The sequence below is a fragment of the Citreicoccus inhibens genome (assembly GCF_019039035.1).
Classification (GTDB): Bacteria; Myxococcota; Myxococcia; order Myxococcales; family Myxococcaceae; genus Citreicoccus; species Citreicoccus inhibens.
In genome coordinates this window covers 102,250-118,702 of the sequence record NZ_JAHNZT010000012.1, presented here as the reverse complement: position 1 = coordinate 118,702, position 16,453 = coordinate 102,250, and the positions used below count along the sequence as shown (strand labels likewise).

11 protein-coding genes are annotated in these 16,453 nt (G+C 68.2%); 4 read left to right on the top strand and 7 right to left on the bottom strand.

The genetic code is table 11. The features are described from left to right. Nucleotides 1–1,465: 1,465 nt before the first annotated feature. Nucleotides 1,466–1,651 carry a hypothetical protein gene (locus tag KRR26_RS16660; protein WP_233576988.1) on the top strand — a complete coding sequence of 62 codons (186 nt, stop codon included), beginning with the start codon at nt 1,466–1,468 and terminating at the stop codon, nt 1,649–1,651. Between the two features lie 12 nt (nt 1,652–1,663). Here the strand turns inward: KRR26_RS16660 and KRR26_RS16655 are convergent, their stop codons facing one another. Then, nucleotides 1,664–2,035 carry a response regulator gene (locus KRR26_RS16655; RefSeq protein ID WP_120206561.1) on the bottom strand — a complete coding sequence of 124 codons (372 nt, stop codon included), beginning with the start codon at nt 2,033–2,035 and terminating at the stop codon, nt 1,664–1,666. Between the two features lie 161 nt (nt 2,036–2,196). Here KRR26_RS16655 and KRR26_RS16650 point away from each other — a divergent pair, with 161 nt between their 5' ends. The 3 genes from KRR26_RS16650 (at nt 2,197) to egtD (ending at nt 5,389) form a co-directional block, all read left to right on the top strand. Then, nucleotides 2,197–2,850, top strand: a complete 654-nt coding sequence (locus KRR26_RS16650; protein ID WP_158611483.1) for a trimeric intracellular cation channel family protein — start codon at nt 2,197–2,199, stop codon at nt 2,848–2,850. A 181-nt stretch (nt 2,851–3,031) separates the two neighbouring features. Next, the gene (egtB, locus tag KRR26_RS16645) at nt 3,032–4,363 is read left to right on the top strand and encodes an ergothioneine biosynthesis protein EgtB (protein WP_217080298.1); all 1,332 of its coding nucleotides are present in this window, start codon (nt 3,032–3,034) and stop codon (nt 4,361–4,363) included. A 3-nt stretch (nt 4,364–4,366) separates the two neighbouring features. Next, nucleotides 4,367–5,389, top strand: coding sequence for an L-histidine N(alpha)-methyltransferase (egtD, locus tag KRR26_RS16640; protein WP_120206564.1), 1,023 nt, complete (start codon nt 4,367–4,369; stop codon nt 5,387–5,389). Nucleotides 5,390–5,804: 415 nt separating this feature from the next. Here egtD and KRR26_RS16635 read toward each other — a convergent pair whose 3' ends face one another. The 6 genes from KRR26_RS16635 to KRR26_RS16610 all read right to left on the bottom strand — a co-directional run bounded on the left by KRR26_RS16635 (nt 5,805) and on the right by KRR26_RS16610 (nt 9,926). Continuing rightward, the gene (locus KRR26_RS16635; RefSeq protein WP_217080297.1) at nt 5,805–6,002 is read right to left on the bottom strand and encodes a hypothetical protein; all 198 of its coding nucleotides are present in this window, start codon (nt 6,000–6,002) and stop codon (nt 5,805–5,807) included. Nucleotides 6,003–6,320: 318 nt separating this feature from the next. Next, nucleotides 6,321–6,872, bottom strand: a complete 552-nt coding sequence (locus KRR26_RS16630) for a hypothetical protein (RefSeq protein WP_328707156.1) — start codon at nt 6,870–6,872, stop codon at nt 6,321–6,323. Further along, complete coding sequence (bacM, locus tag KRR26_RS16625; RefSeq protein WP_120206566.1) at nt 6,872–7,321, bottom strand: bactofilin BacM; 450 nt, start codon at nt 7,319–7,321, stop codon at nt 6,872–6,874. Before bacM ends, KRR26_RS16630 begins: the two co-directional genes overlap by 1 nt. A 3-nt stretch (nt 7,322–7,324) precedes the next feature. Beyond that, nucleotides 7,325–8,212 (bottom strand): ParB/RepB/Spo0J family partition protein, encoded by an 888-nt coding sequence (locus KRR26_RS16620; RefSeq protein WP_120206567.1) that lies wholly within the window; start codon nt 8,210–8,212, stop codon nt 7,325–7,327. A 95-nt stretch (nt 8,213–8,307) separates the two neighbouring features. Continuing rightward, nucleotides 8,308–9,111: a ParA family protein gene (locus tag KRR26_RS16615; RefSeq protein WP_236068688.1), complete on the bottom strand. Its 804-nt coding sequence runs from the start codon at nt 9,109–9,111 to the stop codon at nt 8,308–8,310. A gap of 350 nt (nt 9,112–9,461) precedes the next feature. Further along, complete coding sequence (locus KRR26_RS16610) at nt 9,462–9,926, bottom strand: DUF5063 domain-containing protein (RefSeq protein ID WP_217080296.1); 465 nt, start codon at nt 9,924–9,926, stop codon at nt 9,462–9,464. Between the last annotated feature and the right edge of the window lie 6,527 nt (nt 9,927–16,453).

Sequence of the window (16,453 nt, the reverse complement as noted above, 5' to 3'; positions counted from 1 at the left end):
GCGAAAGACAGACCTCCGAGAGCCACCACGTGCCCCGCACGATTCGTGGCAACAGAAGCGCGAGGGTTCAACGAAACGAGCAGGTCCGCGCAGGCACCGTCCTCGTCACGAGTCCGCCCCATGTCGAACTTTGCCGCGCAATGACAACCAACGCGCGCGCAGCGGCGGTACTTCGGGCCCCCCTGGCGTTCAAGCAGAGCACATCTCGCGAAGTAACGGATCCGCGCGCGAATCACGTCGTCGCGCATGCGCCTCCCTTGCATTTCACGGGATGACGCGACGTCCGAGGAGGTGCCGCGCAGGGCGTCGCGTCACGATGCGCCTCTCAACGTGACGATTCGCCCAGGCTGCGCGCCCTCGGCTCGCGGAGGCCTCCCATCCCTGGCGCTGAGCGAAGCGCTCTGCCTCGAGGGCAAGCAGCCGCACCGCGACACCTCGTCACGCCCAATCTGTGCCGCGAACTGGAATCCTCACGAGGTGCGCAATGAATGGAGTTGCCGTACCGAGAACCCACCGCGCATCGCTCACCGCACAGCATTGGATTGCGCGGCTCCGCGCATCGAGGTCGAGCGTGATGAGCCATGCTCATCAACTCACCGCCTGACGATGACGACGCACCCGCAGCCTTCGCCCACCGCGCGGCGATGACGCTCACGCGATGACGCAGGGCACGCCCTGACGCCCATGTGTTCCGCGCCCATCGCGCGATGACGCCGCACCCGCAGCCTTCGCCCACCGCGCGGCGATGCGGCTCGCGTGCATCGCGCCTCCACTCCACCGCGCGCCTTCGTCCCCACGACGCGCTCCCACTCCACCGCGCGCCTTCGTCCCCACGACGCGCCTCACACCCCGCGCTCCCCGCCCGAACACACCTCTCCCGAAGCGCCACATCCGGCGCGCTCCCCGCCTCGGGTAACGCATCGAGCGCGCACCCGTGCCCCAACGCGCGGGCGTGCCTCACGGAAACTCGGGCGTCGGCCCTTCGAGGTGTGTCACCCGCGCGCGAGCCCACGGGCTCACTCCAACCGGGCGGAGCGAGGGCCGTCGCTCCTGGGAACATGAACCGCGCATCACCTGCCCGCGCCCTCGTGAGGACACGCTCCGCGGCCCATCGCTCCCTCTCCACCATCAACACGGTCCCGCGCCGGCGCAACTCGCGCTCCACCCCGCGTCGGGGAGGGGACGCTCCCCTCCGCCACGAGGACCAGGACCCCACCTCCGCGCCCCCTCTCCACCCCGCCGTCATTTCTTCAGCCCCGGGCCTGTAACTCCTTCTCGCGCCCCTTGGCCGCTCCCTTTCGCGGATGCCGCGGGTTCCCGAGAACTGTCGAGCGACCTCGACCGAGGCACGCGGTTCGCAGGATGGCCGGACAAGGAAGAGAGACCGATGTCCCAAGTCCGTGTCAGAACAGCCACTCCCTACCGAATCCATTACACCCCGCCCGCGTGGCGCGAGGTGGGCCGCATGTCCTCGGAGACCTTCGAGGCCCTCCAGCGCGCGCTCCACCACCTCGCGGAAGAGGGCCCTCCCCTCGAGGACCTGGAGGACGGTCCCATGCGCCACGTCCTGGCGGCGCATGGACTGGAGCTGCGCTACGCCCGGGACGAGCGCGAACGCACGCTCACGCTGCTGGGCGTCTCGGACATCTAGCGGCCCTCTCGCTCAGGCCGCGACCGCGCACAGCTGCTGCACGGCATCCAGCAGCTCCTCCACCACGAAGGGCTTGCGCAGCACGCCGCGCGTGCCCTTGGGCGCTTCCGTGGAGACCGCCGTCAGCACCAACACCGGCACGTCGCGGAACCGAGCCTGCGCGCGCAGATGCGTGAGGAACTCGTGGCCGTTCATCACCGGCATCATCAAGTCCAACAGGATGAGGCCAGGCGCGCGCATCGTCGCGAGCTCGTCCAGCGCCTCGCGCCCATTGGCCGCGATGGCGACGTCGTAGCCTTCACCTTCGAGGATTTCCGCGACGGCGGCGCGGATGTCGTCATCGTCTTCCACGACGAGCACGGACCCGCGCGAAGCAGTGACCATGGCGCGCAAGCATAGAGGCTTGGGGCCCCACACCAATACCCAGGGCACTCGGGCAGGCGGCCACTAGTGGACAGAAAGCAGGGACTTCCGGTTTACACCACACGATGCGCGCAGGTCCCTCCACGGTCCGTGAAGACCCGGGCCTACCTTGGACGGCGGCCATGATGATTCTGCCGGTCTACGTGGAGCTGGGCGCGGTGGCGCTGGGCGCGCTCTCCGGCGCGCTGCACGGCATGCGCAAGGGCGCGGACGCGATGGGGGTCATCATCCTCTCCGTCGTCACCGCCGTGGGCGGCGGCATGCTGCGCGACGTGCTGCTCTCGCATGGCCCCCCCATGGCGTTGCGCGTGCCGCGCTACCTGGCCGCGGTGGTCGCGTGCGCCGTGCTGTCCATGCTCTTTGGCCCGTGGTTCAGCCGCCTCAACCGCGTGCTCGACTACGTGGACGCCATGTTGTTGGGCGTGTGGCTGGTGCTCGGGTTGGAGAAGGCGCTCGCGCTCCAGCTCTCCGTGCCGGGCTCCATCTTCCTGGGCCTGATGACCGCCGTGGGTGGCGGCGTGCTGCGCGACGTCCTCAACGGCGAGCGCCCCAGCCTGGTCAGCCCCGGCGAGCTGTACGCCACGCCCGCGCTCATCGCCGCGTTCCTCTACGTCGCGCTCGTGCTGGGGCTGAAGATGCGGCCCATCGTTGGCGAGTTCGCCGCCGTGGGCGTGGCCGCCTTCCTGCGCCTCCTGGCCATGCGGCACCGCTGGACCCTGCCCGGACAGGTGGACCTGCGCCTGTGGTGGCACCGCTGGCGCCGCCCCCGCGGCTGAGCCTTCCCCATCAAGTGGTTTGAATATCAACAACAACGACGATTTCTGCGATTTTCGCGGATATTCCGTGGCTTGCTGTGTTCTGTGGCGGTTGAAACGTACATTTCCGCACGCGCGTCTCCCGCCTGGGTACGACAGGGACTTACCGGGTGGGTGCGCGCCTCCCTAGCTTGGAGCAGCCATGTTGCTAACGGCAGAGGGCGGGGGGCGCCAGGGCAAGGACGTGCGGCCCTGGAAGGCGCGGGCGTGGGCCGAGCTGGAGGGGGCACGGGCGAGGGTCCTGGGGATGCTCGAGGGGCTGCCGGAGGCAGAGCTGCTGCGGCAGCACTCGCCGCTGATGTCGCCGCTCGTCTGGGACGTGGCCCACGTGGCCAACTACGAGGAGCAGTGGCTCCTGCGTGCCCTGGGGGCACCGGCCTTCACGGACGCCGCCTTCGACGCGCTGTACGACGCCTTCCGCCATCCCCGGCGCACGCGCTCGGCGCTGCCGCTGCTCACCCCCGAGGCCGCCTTCGCCTACGCCTCGCGCGTGCGGGGCGCGGTGCGTGAGCACCTGGATGCGCTGCCAGAGCACGGCCCCGAGCCCCTGCTCGCGGGGGGCTTCGTCTTCGGCATGGTGGCGCAGCACGAGCAGCAACACGCGGAGACGCTGGCCGCCACGCTGCAGCTCATGACGGGCTTCGCCTATCACCCCCGAGCGCGGGCGCGGGCCCAGCCGGGCGCGGTGGCTCGGCGCGAGGTCCTCATCCCCGAGGGCCCGGTGCGCCTGGGCAGTGACCTGCCCTGGGCCTACGACAACGAACGACCCGCGCATGACGCGTGGGCGCCCGCCTTCTTGATGGACGCGCACCCCGTGACGACGGGGGACTTCCTCGGGTTCATGGCGGACGGCGGCTACGACGATGCGCGCTGGTGGCACCCCGCGGGCCTCGCGTTCATCCGCGCCGAGGGCATCCGCCATCCGCTGTTCTGGATTCCGCGGGGCTCGGGCACCTGGCAGCGCCGTCGCTTCGGCGCGGTGGAGCCGCTGCCCCTGGACGAGCCCGTGCAGCACGTGTGCTGGTACGAGGCGGACGCGTACGCGCGCTGGGCCGGCAAGCGGCTGCCCACGGAGACCGAGTGGGAGAGGGCCGCGCGCGGCGGCGACGGCGTGCCCCGCCCGTATCCCTGGGGAGACACCCCGCCCACGGCCGCGCACGCCACGCTGGGCGGCGACACGTGGGGCCCGTCCCCCGTGGGCAGCCATCCCGCGGGCGTCAGCCCTGACGGCGTCTGGGGGCTCCTGGGCGACGTGTGGGAATGGACCGCGAGCGACTTCCGCCCCTACGCGGGCTTCCGCGCCTTTCCGTACCGCGAGTACTCGGAGGTGTTCTTCGGACCGGACTCGAAGGTGCTTCGGGGAGGGGCCTGGGCCAGCGCGCCCGTGGCGGTGCGGAGCAGCTTCCGCAACTGGGACTTCCCCATTCGCCGGCAGATTTTCGCCGGCTTCCGCTGTGCACGCGACGCGAGGTGAGCCATGCGGGTGAGGACGGCGCAGACGGGGGCAGGGGTTCCGGGACGGCGGCAGGTGCCCGGGGTGAGGGTGGACGTCTTCGTGCAGCCCGGGGACGCGCGGCGCGCCCTGCGGGCCGAGGCGCTCCAGGGGCTGTGCGGCATGCCCAAGGAGCTGAGCCCCAAGTGGCTCTACGACGAGCGCGGCAGCCAGCTCTTCGACGACATCACCCGCCTGCCCGAGTACTACCCCACGCGGCGCGAGCGGGAGATTCTCCTGGCCCACGCGGGTGACATCGCGCGGCTGAGCGGCGCGGACACGCTGATGGAGCTGGGCAGCGGCACCAGCGAGAAGACGCGCCTGCTGCTGGACGCGATGTTGGAGGCCGGACAGCTCTCGCGCTTCGTGCCCTTCGACGTGAGCGAGGCCTTCCTGCGCCGCGCCGCCGCGGACCTCGCGCGCGAGTACCCGGGCATCGGCGTCCACGCGGTGGTGGGCGACTTCGACCACCACCTCTGCCAGCTCCCCAGCGGCGGGCGCCGGCTGGTGGCCTTCCTGGGCGGCACCATCGGCAACTTCAAGCCGGCCCAGCGCGCCCTCTTCCTGCGCGAGCTGTCCGCCGGCCTCAAGCCCGGAGACGGCCTGCTCCTGGGCACGGACCTCATCAAGGACCGCGCCCGCCTCTTCGCCGCCTACAACGACCGGGCCGGCGTGACGGCGAACTTCAACCGCAACGTGCTGAGCGTCCTCAACCGCGAGCTGGGCGCGGACTTCCAGCCGGAGGGCTTCGTGCACCACGCCCCCTTCGACGAGTCCAACGCGTGGATCGAAATGCAGCTCATCTCCCGCCGCGCGCAGACCGTGTGGCTCGGCGGGCTCAAGCGGCGCGTGGACTTCGCCGAGGGCGAGGTCCTCCGCACCGAGGTGAGCTGCAAGTTCCGCCGCGCCCAGGTGGAAGCGGAGCTGTCCGCGGCCGGCCTGGACCTCGCCGCCTGGTGGACCGACAGCGCCGGGGACTTCGCCTTGTCCCTCGCGCTGCGACGCTGAACCCCGCGTCGTTCCCGGGTAGTGACAGACCCTCGGTCATCCGGTCCCCTCGCGCACGGCGAGGGGGAAACTCGGAGGGTTTCACGCCATCATTCGGGAAATGCCGGATTCGGTGTACCCGGCATGGGGTCCAACAGGGCTGGGGACCCTGCTGACCTCCTCATCGAGGCGACTCCACGTGGTGGCGCAACTCCCTTCGAGGGAGAGGGAACCGGGCGAGGGGCGGACGTTCACCCCCTGGCACGCATCCCTGGGCCTTCTCGGCTCCACCGCACCCGCTTCGACGGAGGCTGGCGCACGTACACCACGCCGGGGGGATTCATCGGGCGCGCGGCCGGGGGCAACCCTCCTGACCGACCGCGCCCGTTGTCTTTTTCAGGGACACCCGGCGTTGGGGGGCCGAGCGTCCCCGTGACTACCGACGGCGGGGCGGAGTGCGCCGCGAGTTGGCGCGGACCGGCACCGGCACGGGCTGCACGGCGGGGCGCGCCCACGCCAGCCACAGTCCCGCCAGCGCCGTGATGACCAGGCCCCCCACCGCGACCACGCGCTCTCCCACCGAACCCAGGTCCACGGCTGCGAGCGGGAGGGGAAGCATCTCGGCGAGCGTCATGCGCGAACTCCTTCAAGCGGGCACTGCGTGACGACCTGGCGCGAGCCCCGGGGGGCGCGCTCGCAGGCCAGAATGTGAAGGTTAAGAAGTCGTGACGAGTTCGGGAAGTCCCCGCGAACAGATGAAGACATGCCGTGCACGGAATTGCACCCCGCGTCGCGACTGGACGTTCCCGCGTCGGAGGCCATCGTCCTGTCGTTGACCTGGCGAGCGGGAAGCACGTGGTTCACGTAACTGGGACACGCGACCCGCGCAGGAAGTTCACGCGACAGCGCGCCGCCTGCCCGCTACCCGACGCAGCGGCCCGCTCGCGGAGGCTCAGCGCGGCGCGGCCTGCACCTGGATGTCTCGGCACGCGTCCGCGCCCAGGCGGACCTCTTCGGCGGACGCCCCCGGGAGGCTCGCGCACAGGAACAGGTCCTGCCCCACGCGGCGCGCCGCGAAGAAGACCGGCGCCGGCGAGCCCACGCCCCCATCCCCGAGCTTCGGCGCGAGCGCCCCACGCACCAGCGTGAAGTCCTCCGTGCCCTCCTCCTGCTCGGAGGTGACGACGAAGTCCTTGAGGGGGGGCCGCATCGCCTGGGTGAGCGCGCGCGCGGAGGGGAGCTGCTCGCCCTGCCCCGGGCGCAGGTCCACCCGGAGGCTGGAGTGTCCCGGGGGGCCTGCCTGGAAGCTGCCATCCGCCGCCACCTGCGCGGACCACCCAGACGGCAGCGGCACCTTCACGCCGGAACGGAGTCCCGCGGAGCGGGGCGACGCCTCCGGGGAGGCGGCGGACGGCTCCGCCTCGCGCTTGGACTCCGGACAGCCCACCAGCAGGGCGAGCGCCAGCCCCGAGGCCAGCGACACACCTTGCCGGAGGCCGCGCACTACTTCTTCGAGCCTTCCCCACCCACGGGCGGGGGCATCGACTTGCCGATGTTCTCCATCTTCAGCGAGCCCTCGAAGATGACGCCGCGGTCCATGGACAGCGCGGGCGTCTCCAGGTTGCCCTTGATGCGGCCGGGCTGCTTGAGCTCGATGAGGGTCGTGGCCTTCACGTTCCCCTCGACCGTGCCGTTGATGATGACCGTGCCGGCCTGAATCTCCGCGTTCACCCGGGCGCCATCCCCAATGACGAGCACGTCCTTGGTGACGATCTGCCCTTGGAACTTCCCATCAATCCGGACCTGCCCTTCGAAGGTGAGCTTCCCCTCGAACTCGCTCCCCTTGCCCAGGAGCGTGTGAACCTCACCAGGACGCGTCGACACGAATTCCTCCTCCCGCTTGAACAGAGGCTTGCTGGGTGCTTCGTCTTTTTTCCCGCCAAGGAGCGCCACGCGCTACTCCTTCCTGAGAATCTTCAACAGACGGTCCAGGTCATCGTAGGAGAAGAAGTCCACTTCGAGGGTGCCTTTTCCTGGGCTTTTCTCCGACAAGCGCACCTTCGTCCCCAATCTGCGCTGGAGTTCCTCCACCAGCGAGCGCACCTGGGGACTCTGCTTGGGCGCCGGCTTCCCCGCGTCCTTCTTCGTGGAGCGGTTCTGCTGGACCAGCTTCTCCGTGTCGCGCACGGAGAGCTTCTTCTCCGTCACCTGGCGCGCCAGGTTCTGCAGCTCCGGCAGCCGAGGCACGCCGAGCAGCGCGCGCGCATGGCCCATGGAGAGGGCCCCGTCGGCCACCATGTCCTTCACGTCATCGGGCAGGGCGAGCAACCGCAGCGCGTTGGCCACGGTGGAGCGCTCCTTGCCCACCCGCTGCGCCACCTGCTCCTGCGTGAGCTTGAACTCGTCGATGAGGCGCTTGTAGCCGTCCGCCTCTTCAATCGGGTTGAGGTCCGCGCGCTGGAGGTTCTCCACCAGGGCCAGCTCGAAGGCCTGGACCTCAGTGACCTCCCGGACGATGGCCGGAATCTCCTTGAGCCCGGCGGCCTGCGAGGCGCGCCACCGCCGCTCGCCCGCGATGAGCTTGTAGCCGTCCCCGGACTTGCGCACGAGGATGGGCTGCAAGAGGCCCTGCGCCTTGATGGACTCGGTCAGCTCGGTGAGCTTGGCCGGGTCGAAGTAGCGGCGGGGCTGCTCGGTGTCGCGGTGGATGGACTCGATGGGCAGCTTGAGGACGCCGGCGCGCGGAGGGGGCTCGGCGGCGGGCGCGGGGGCCGGAGCGGCCTGCGGAATGAGCGCGGAGAGGCCTCGCCCGAGCGCGCGCTTGTGCTTGTCTGAATTCACCACGTCGTCTTCGCTCCAGCGCCTCGCGGCGATTCAAGGGAGAGGGGACGCGCGGCCAACCCGTGGCGCCATCCCCTCATTCGCGACGAGGGACGCACTCAGGCCACGCGCCGCTTGGGCGCGGCGGGCGGCGTCTCCCGGCGCATGATTTCCCGGCCGAGCGCCAGGTAGCTCTCGCAGCCCTTCGACTTGATGTCGTACAGGATGATGGGCTTGCCGAAGGAGGGGCACTCGGACAGGCGCACGTTGCGCGGCACGAGGACCTCGAACACCTGCTCCTTGAAGTAGCCCCGCACTTCCTCGACGACCTGGTGCGCGATGTTCGCGCGCGAGTCGAACATGGTGAGCAGGATGCCCTCCATCTTCAGCTCGGGGTTGAGGCCCTGCTTCACCAGGTCGATGGTGTGCGTCAGCTGCGAGAGGCCCTCGAGGGCGTAGTACTCGCACTGGAGGGGAATCAGCACCGAGTCCGCCGCGATGAGCGCGTTCAGGGTGAGCAGGCCGAGCGATGGCGGGCAGTCGATGATGATGTAGTCGTACGCGGCCTTGAGGGGACGCAGCGCCTCGCGGAGGCGGAACTCGCGGCCCTCCTGGTTCACCAGCTCGACCTCGGCGCCAGTGAGGTCGGGCGTCGCGGGGATGACCTGGAGGTAGCGCAGCTCGGTGGCGTGGAGCAGCTCCTCGGCGGGGCGGCCGTTGAGGAGCGCCTCATAGACGGTGCCGTGGAGCACGTCGCGCTTGAGGCCGAGTCCGCTGCCCGCGTTCCCCTGCGGGTCCATGTCCACCAGGAGCGTGCGGCGCTCGGCGGAGGCCAGGCTCGCGGCGAGGTTGATGGCGGTGGTGGTCTTACCCACGCCGCCCTTCTGGTTGGAGATGCAGATGATTCGACCCACGTGCTCCATCCTCTCTCACCCCGAAGCTCGGGGTTCCGCATCCATTCGTGCCGGAGGCGCACTCATTAACGCTGCCCCGGCAGCTAGCACGGGGTTTGTGATCCGATCAAATTCGCGACCGCTCTTGTCGGAGTCGCCCGGCCGCTCCCTTGTTTTCCGGGCGCATGCGGGGTCAAGAACCTCGCCCGAATTGCCGCGGCCGATCAGCTGGCGGGCCTCGCGCGCCCCTCGGTTCATCCCGAGACCTGGGCGCGATGCGCGGGCCCGACGCTTGAGCCCCCTCAGCACCGAGCAGCCGAGCGACGCGGCACCTTCGCGGGAGGCGCGGCGCAGCATGGCCCCTGGCCAGAGGGGCTGGTTCAGCGGCCGGTCGTTCGCGCGTGGAGGTAGAGCTGCAAGCTGCGCAGGTGCTGTCCCCAATGGGACTCGAAGCCGAAGCGGAGGTGCCAGAGCGCGTTCTCTTCGCTCGTGTGCTCCCAGTAGAAGAGGACGTCGCGCAGGTCTCGCGTGATGTCGGTGAGGTCATCGAGCGCATCGCCCAGGCTGAGCGCGGACTCGCCCACGGAGTCCGCGATGTTCAAGGCCTCGATGTAGAGGCCGAGACCCGGGAAGAGCGGCTCGATGGAGGCGCGCAGGACTTGGTAGTCGAGCTCGGGCGCATCCGGAGACTCCGCGTCGTCGAACGGGGCCTCGGCGAAGTGCGAGGCCAGCGCCAATGGGTCCAAGGCCGCGCGCAGTGCTCGCTCGCGGTCCGCGACAGCAATCCGCGCGTCGACCACATCGAGGAAATGCTTCACCGCCAGGAGGATGTCCTTCCGAGTCATGCCTTGGGAATTTGCACCGGGCATACCCGAGTCGCGATGAGGGTGCCTTTCAAAGTCTGTGCACATCCACTTCCGCGTTGGTAACGCCGTGGGGACGTGGGGCTGAGAGGAATCACGTCGCGCCCTCGTTCCGTCCAGGAGTCAGTGAGTCCATCAGCGCGGTGCATCCCGCAACGCTCGGCGCAGACAGCACCGTCGCCTGCATGTGGCAGCGAAGCGGGCCCTCGGTCGCCATCACCTCCGTGATGCAGCGTGTGGACATGTCCCTGGATGAAACCTGGGCACACCGGCACCCTTCGGAGGACCGGCTGTCTGCCAATTCGAACACGCATCCCGTCCGCCACTCGGTGGCTCTCGAAGCACGCCACCGCCGGCTGCCCGTGAGTCCTCGACAACCGAAAGGCATTCAATCGCGGTGCGCCCCGAGCCTGCACATCACGAAGAAGAGATGGATCCGCTGAGAGCGGAGGATCGTGCTGCGCACCATCGACGGACGGAGCGCCCTGACTTTCCCGAGGCGCGAATCCCATCACAAACATCAGCCCTGTGCTTCACTCGCGAAACGACAAGCCCGCAAGCCCCAGTTGGAATGAGCCGGCAGAGAACCGCGCGTTCACCCGCAGCAGGCTCAACCAACCACCGTGTTCGTCACGACAAGTCGCCAATTGCCAAGGGGCCCATCAGGCAGAACGACGCCATCCTCAGATGTCCTGTCACAGCCGCTCAATGACATGCGGCAACGCTGCATCAATGGTCGAAACACCTGACAGCGGTCTTCACCCGCGCAGTATCCGGCCCCCGACTCGCGAAGACCGCATCCCCAAGCAGGTCATCGACGCGGCTCAATCCAGGCCATCCTCCTGCGACACTCTCGTGAGGTCCTGAACCGACCTGTCGCTCCAACGAACGCGCAGAGACCAACCACCGTGCTCGCAGAGAGCCACGTGAGCCCAGACGGCATCCACAGCCACCTGCGACATTGGTGCTCGATGCGCGGTGTTCGCGGCGCCGCGCTTCCCAGATGCGAGGAATCAACCCCTGCGCGCCCACAAGGACGGATGCGTCGCGCCGCAACAGCCGCCAATGACTCCAGTGCACAGAAGCCCCTCGAACACGGCACGAGCGAAGCGGGTTGCACAGCGAACCGCCTCCAGCAGAGTCAGCGACTATTCACGGCTTCGCCCGCCTCCTTACATTCAACAAACGAGGCTCCGCCATGCATCCCGTCCGACAGCGATGTCTCCGAAAGCCAGGAGCGCAGCAGAACCCCGGAGCGTGCTGCGGCCAGCCGGCGGCCAGCAGCCGAGGGAGGTCCCCGCGAATCGCTTGAAATGACCCCCCTCCCCTAAACAACCAACTGAGCGCTTCGGACCAACACACTCAAGCCCATCGGGTAGCCGAACAGGATCGCACTGCGCGAGCACGAGGGCTCGGCAGTGCACCCAGTGCAGCGCAACCAGCCGCAGACCGCTCGGCTCCGACCTCCACCCTGCCCCGACCGAACGCTTCGATCCGACGCGCTCAGCGCCGCGCCACGAAGCCCAAAGGGTTCACAGGCTCAGTGGGCTCCTGACTCGGCCCATTGTCAGCCGCGGTGAGACCGACCAGAGCAATCCACAGCATCGGCCCCCTTGAGCGCAGCGCCGCCATGCGTCCATCCGGCCGAGCACATGGGTTCAATCCTCGGCACGAGCTCGAGCGCAGACATGAAGTCATGGCCGGCAAGGGAACGAGGGCCCGTCTCCTTCATTCGCGACAGACCACTCGGCAGCATCGGTCAGCGCGGTTCGCGATGACGCGATGACTACAGCCAAGTGTTTCGGTCCATCGCGCGCGTCACCATCGCTCATTCAGTCAGCTCAATACGAACGACGTGAGCGATGAACGACGTGAGCGCGACGTCTCGGATCGAGCGTCCGTGCGCGTACCCAATCCGCGCAGACAGCTGCATCGGGTCAGCTCGGCTCTCACTCACTGTCGCCGGCCATCCACGATGGGACTCCACTGCACGCCATAGGCGAACGTCGAGGCAGCTCGGCCCCGAGTATCGCCGCACATCCTGTTGAGCACTCCGTGCCGACACGCCAGCCACACAGGCTCCCGCAGCGAGCGTGAACACGAGGCTCGCCGCCTTCGCTCGCAGAGCCCAATCGAACTGCGGCCAAGAGCAGCAACCCGCATGGTCCGCCCCGCCACCGAGCACCCGACCAAGCGTCTCTTTCAAACGCGCTCGCAACCATCACGCAGCTCGGCGGGACCTCACCACCTGCGAGTGCATGAGGCTTCGGATCCATCAGCACCTGAGGCGAGGCCAACCGGCGCCCTGCTACCTCGGACAGCAAGGCTCGCCGTCTCTCCATGCCACCGGCCAAGCGCTTCGCTTCGGCGCATTCGTCACCATCGAGACCCGGACGGCCCCTCACGGCTTACGTGGGTACAAGATTCGGATCCATCCGCACGTGAGGCGAGGCCAAACTGCGCGTCTGGATCATCTGCAAACTTGGATTGCAGTATCGCCAAGCCTCAGCCATGCGCTTCGCGCCGTCACGCTCTCCGCCATCACACGACGAGACGTGACTCACTTCCTGCGTGGGCACGAAAGCTCGGGGCCAGGGCCATTCATCATCCGCCACAGAGAAGCTGAATCGCTTGGCATGAGCCAGCAGGCAGCATGGCTCGCACAGCCTGGTTCACAGTGTCACCCCACTTCCGACCAAACAGTTCGCTCCAGAGCCGAGCCGCCTTCTGTGCGTCACGGAGCGCCCTATGTATCGCCCCACTTCCGACCAAGAGCCGGAGCGCCGTCATCGCTCAGCCGCACACAGATTCGTGGATGACGTGGACACGAGGGATTGGCTTCCGCATTTGGGACTGAACACCCCAGGGTTCACTCGCATCGCAGTCGACGAGGCCACTGACCTCGGTCCTCGTTCCGGCACGCTCGCCAGCGTCACGCGTCACTGGGTTGAGCACACACGTGAGCGATGACACTCGCGTCCGTCATCGAATGCGTTGTGAACGGGCTTGCAGACAACGGGGGCAGTCCCTCTCTTCGAAACGCCGCGATGCTGCTGCCCACGTCCGGCGTTCCGACTCGCTCGGGTTGTTCTCGGCTCCGAGCGGGACGTCGGCGCGTGGGTTCGAAGCCATCGCCATCACACAGCAACTGACTCATGGACCTCACAGGCATCGGACCACTCGACTACTCGCTCTGCGGCCCTGGTCCCAGCCGAACCCTTTGACCAGGACACGCGGCGACGGCGCGGCTCACGAGAGTCCTCTGACTGCATGGATGCCCCGTATCGGCGCCGTCCTCCGCCCACTTGCTCCGGCCGACTGCACCCGCAATTTCGAGCAACTCCACATGTAGCGTGACCACGCCCCTGACCAGGGCTGCGTTCCGACAGGCTGTCACCCGCACCCGGCCCCGAGGGCGCCGCCGCATCCACAAACGTGGCGTGCGGTTGAATCACCCGTCGACGTCTGACCAGCGTGAGCCGTTTGCTGTGCGGGTTCGAGTCGAGGCCCCTCGTACATCCGGCCAAGCGCTTGGTTCCAACGCGCTCGGCGCCACTGCTCGACCGAGCTGGCATCACGGCTTCGTCGGCACCGGGACGCGGTTTCATCGCCACTTCAGCGTGGTCGGACTGAGTCCTTCACAACCTCGCCCGCCAGGTTGCACCACGACCAGGTTCCGAGCGCATCGCACCAACAGCCTCCCTCGTGAGGACAAACTGGGCCTCACAACAGGGCTGCGCGGACTCAAGGGCTCGAGGTCATCGCGTGTGTTGCCCGTGGCATTGGACCGGTCGGCGTGCAGCACGACCTCGGTTCTCCTCATCCGACTCACCTGCCCCATCGCGCGCACCACCTTCGCTACCCGATGCGCTCTGAGCCTCGGCTCCGGCGGTGGTCGAAGCATGGCCATCACTTCGCACCACTCCAATCGCCACCCTGTTGTGTTTGCAGCAACGCCGCTTCACCAAGGTGCTCGCCCCAACTCGCGGGCCTACATCGCGAACTGCCGCGTGCAGCTCACCGCCATCCTCCGAGTCAGAACAGCGGACATCCGGGCGGCCGACCGATGGGGCATGCAGCGCCGCGTCCTCTTCGGCCCTTCGACGAAGGCCTTCGCGCCATCGCATCCACCCTCAGCATCGGCACCGTGGCCATCCTGGCGTCGCCCGATAGGCCACGCGGCACCTCGTCCGCTCCCTTCGCGCCTTCACCGCACAGGTTCTCGCCACCGGCCCAGGCTCATCACAGCGGACATCCGGGCGGTCGCCTGATGGGCCATGCGGCACCTCGTCCGCTCTCTTCGCACCTTCGCCGCAGCGGCTCGCGCCACCGGCTCAGGTTCATGACAGCGGACATCCGAGCAGCCGGCTGATGAGCCATGCGGCACCTCGTCCGCTCTCTTCACACCTTCGCAGCAGCGGCTCGCGCCACTGGCTCAGGTTCATCACAGCGGACATCCCGACGGCCGCCTGATGGGCCATGCGGCACCTCGTCCGCTCTCTTCGCACCTTCGCCGCAGCGGCTCGCGCCACCGCTCGGCTTCAACAGAGCCACCCGTTAGGCAGTTACTCGATGTGCCGTGCTGCGCCTTGTCCTCTCCACGCCTTCGATGAAGACCCTCGCGCCACCGGATTCACCCACGACACGCCCCTGACTCCGGACTCGGCGTGTCGCGAGCACCGCGCAGCAGTCATCTCGCACCGTGACGCATTCGGCTCTCCGCGCATCCCGTGGATGCCCTTTGCACGGTCACCCGCCTACCCGCCCCGCAGCCATCGGTTCGGCCTGCTGGTTCCTGGGCCATGGGGCAGCAACCGCCTGAACCCCTTCTCTGCGGCCCGGAGCGCCGTCGTGTTTCACACCCCTCGACCGAGCTGCTCCTCCATCGCGAAGCCTGCCTGCTGCATCGCCCTGGTTCACGAACTCGACGATGGCGCTTCGCTCCGACCACCGCTCCCAGACTTGGATTGCGGAGCAGCCCCCGCGTGCCGCGAGACTTCGGCGGATCCAGCGGTACGTGGTCCAACTGGGCCTCCGTAGCCATCCTCGCCCCAACGCGGGTGACCCCAGGTCGAGCGCGCGCTCCGCTGCGCCGACACCACTCCGCGTCCCCATGATTCATCGAATGCCCGATGCGCTGGGGGCCTCGTCCCCTGTTGAGGCAACGGCGGTCGCCGCAGATTCATCGCGGCCGGACAGGGCGACTCCCAGCGACTCGACATGTCCCAAGGCCAAGCTGCGTCGCCGCGCGGGCCCGTCTCTTGGGCATCGCATGAGGTTCGAACTCATCGCGACGCGATGACTCGGGGCAGGCTCGTGGTTCGGCAATCGACGACGGGCTCTTGAGGTCCATGTGGTGTGAGTGCGGCCTCTTCAAGCACTTGCATCCACTCTGGCTCCGCAGGCTCGGGCGTTCCGTGTGGAGTCCCCTGGTATCGCTCCGCGCAAGATGGCGGACACCTCCATCTCGCCAGCCCCACTGCGCGCCGATGGACGGGGCTCGCACCGTTCCACGGGGCCCCGGGTGGCGTGAGCGCTTCCACCTGTCTTTGGGCCACTTTTCATCGGGGTCGTCCGGCGGACTCCTCGGCTCCTTGAGTCCTCTCCCGTGAGGCCACTCGGGACCTCGCCATTCGACTTCGCGGCCAGTGCACGGTCGCCATGCATCCAAGCCTTCGACCGGCACATGGCTGGCTCGGTTCCACGAGGACTGAAGCAGACCTCATCAGCCCTTCGCGTGGACCCGGCGTTCATCCCGCCACCATGAGGTCTTCGAGCATCCCTCCGCGCTCCATGAATGACCTCCGCTGCGCCCCATCGCCTCCGCCGAGTTCACGAAGCACTGCCACCGTCGACCTCATCCTCGTGACTTCAACCGTGGCTCGCATCACGGTCGCTTCGAGCATTGAGCCGAGACCTTCTCAGCCCTGTTCCACGTGGAACGCCGACCAGCTTCATCAGCGGCCAACCCTCAAGGCGACCCGACCCACCTCAGACACACGGCAAGCCCATGAAGGTGCTTCCTCGTTCCGTGTGGACCCGCCTCCGCGCGACCCCGTTCGGGAAGCCCCAAGCCACTTGGGCCCAACGTCCTCCGCGTGGATCCGGAGATGGCTCTCAGCGCTTCAATCATCCGGGCGATGCGCGCAGCGGTGTTCCACGTAAGCCAGCGGCAGACCTCATCAGGCACCCAGCTTGGCCAGCGAACGGGCCCGCTTCGGTTCGCCAACGCGTCTTCGTGTTCCACGTGGAACGACCCTTCGAGCCCGCGAGTGGCTCACCCAACCCACGAGCCGCCACATGGTGAAGCCGTCGAGGCACTCATCCTTCGGCCAGGAATCCTGTGCCCTCATGCGCCGCTTCACGCATCGGGGCGATGCGTGCGTCGCTGTTCCACGTGAAACAGCGGCGGACCTCAATGGACCCCAGCCTCGCCAACGAACGGGCCCGCTTCGGTTCGCCAACGCATCTCCGTGTTCCACGTGGAACGCCCCATCGACCGCCGCTGG